The 1992-nt window shown below is 57.5% G+C and carries 2 protein-coding genes; both read left to right on the top strand.

From position 1 onward, the window contains the following. Nucleotides 1–1119: methylaspartate ammonia-lyase (locus RFN28_RS34355; protein WP_320291556.1), on the top strand; the 1119-nt coding region annotated here is incomplete at its 5' end. Between the two features lie 15 nt (nt 1120–1134). Further along, on the top strand, nt 1135–1992 hold an 858-nt coding region (locus RFN28_RS34350), incomplete at its 3' end, for a CaiB/BaiF CoA transferase family protein (protein ID WP_320291555.1).

The raw sequence follows: 1992 nt of genomic DNA, 5'->3' as shown, positions 1-1992 counted from the left end.
ATCCGCATTCCAGCATCTTCGCTCAGCATCGGGCTGATCCTCCCCGACGAAACCGTTGTTTGGGGCGACATGATGAACGTGCAGTACTCTGGTGCTGGCGGGCGCGATCCTGTGTTTGAAGCCGCTCAAATCTCGGATTTGACGTCGCGCGTTGTGGTGCCCCGGCTACTTGATGCCGATGCTTCTCGTTACCTTGATGCCTGCGCGACGGTTCTCGAGCCTTGCGAACATAAGCGGCTACCTCTCGCTATTGAGTATGGCGTGAGCCAGGCGCTCCTTCGCGCAGCGGCTCATCTTCAACGTACGACGATGGCGGAGATCATATGCAGTGAATTTGATCTGCCGCTGCCAACGCGCAGGGTCCCGATTTACTGCCAGAGCGGCGATGCCCGCGAAATCAATGTCGACAAAATGATCCTGAAGGCGGTGGATGTGCTTCCCCACGGCCTGATCAACTCACGGCAGAAATTCGGCCATTGCGGCCAGACTTTCCTTGACTTCGTCAAGTGGGTTGCGACGCGCACGCGCGAACTCGGCCGCCCGGGGTATCATCCGGTGCTTCATTTCGATGTGTACGGCTGGATCGGCCAGGAAATCGGCCTGGAGCCGCAAAGCATTGCCGATTTTATCTGCAAGGTTGCCGATACCGTTCCGGGTTTTACGATCAACATCGAGTCCCCGGCGGACTTTGGTTCTACACGAGCTCAAATTGAGAACTACGCCAAGATCGTATCGATTTTGGATAACCGGGGTTCCAGCGCACGCATTGTCGTAGATGAGAGATGCAATACGCTTGAGGACATTCGGCTCTTTGCGGAAGCCAAAGCGACGCATCTGGTCCAGATCAAGACACCCGATGTCGGCTCAATAACCGATACGGCGCGCGCCGTTCTCATCTGCAAGCAGAATGGAGTAGGGGCCTATGTCGGGGGAAGCTGTACCGAGACGGATCTCTCCGCCCAGGCTTCGGTCCACGTATCGGTGGCAACCCAGGCCGACATGATGCTTGCGAAGCCCGGGATGGGTGTCGACGAGGCATATTCCATCGTCGGGAACGAGCAGAACCGGTTGCTGGCGATGCTGAACCGTCGTCGAGTTCGAGCCAAAAACGTTGGATGAGAGGCGCGGTGTCGCATGCAGAACTCTCTTGAGGGGATCACTGTCGTAGCCGTGGAGCAGGCGGTGGCCGCCCCTTACGCGTCGTCTAGGCTCGCGGATGCCGGTGCCCGGGTGATCAAGATCGAACGGCCCGAAGGGGACTTTGCCCGAAGCTACGACAAGTTGGTCCGAGGGCAGAGTGCTTACTTCGTCTGGCTCAATCGGGGTAAGGAATCGGTGTGTCTGGACCTGAGGTTGGAGGCGGACCGCGAGGTCCTCGACACGCTCATTGCCGCTGCTGACGTCTTTATCCAGAATCTGAAGCCGGGCAGCATCGAAAAACTAGGTTTCGGGTCTGCTGACCTGCGTCGCCGATTTCCGCGCCTGATAACCTGTGACATCTCGGGTTTCGGTGACAAAGGGCCTTATTCACACTTGAAGGCCTACGATCTCATCGTCCAGGCCGAAACAGGTCTATGTGCGATCACCGGCAACCAACAAGGGCCCGCACGTGTCGGGGTCTCGGTCTGTGACATCTCAGCGGGCATGACAGCGCACAGCGCCATTCTTCAGGCGATGTATCACCGCGAGGTCACCGGCGAAGGAACCAGCATTCAGGTGTCGCTGTTCGATGCTGTCGCTGACTGGATGAATGTTCCGGTTCTCCAAAACGACTATAGCGACTACCACACCGAACGCGCCGGTGTGAAACACCCGTCTCTGGCGCCATATGGCGCCTATCGTTGTGCCGATGGCAAGGACGTCATCTTTTCGGTTCAGAATGATCGCGAATGGGTGAGTTTTTGCGAGAAGTTCCTGAAGCAGCCGGAACTTACACGCGCACTTGGTTTTGCCGATAATATGGAGCGCCTCAGTCACCGCGCGCAACTTGAT

Origin of the sequence: Mesorhizobium album (assembly GCF_033977205.1) — a bacterium.
GTDB classification, from domain to species: Bacteria; Pseudomonadota; Alphaproteobacteria; order Rhizobiales; family Rhizobiaceae; genus Mesorhizobium; species Mesorhizobium album.
The sequence above is the reverse complement of the archived record's forward strand: the minus strand, read 5'-3'. Positions and strand labels throughout refer to the sequence as shown.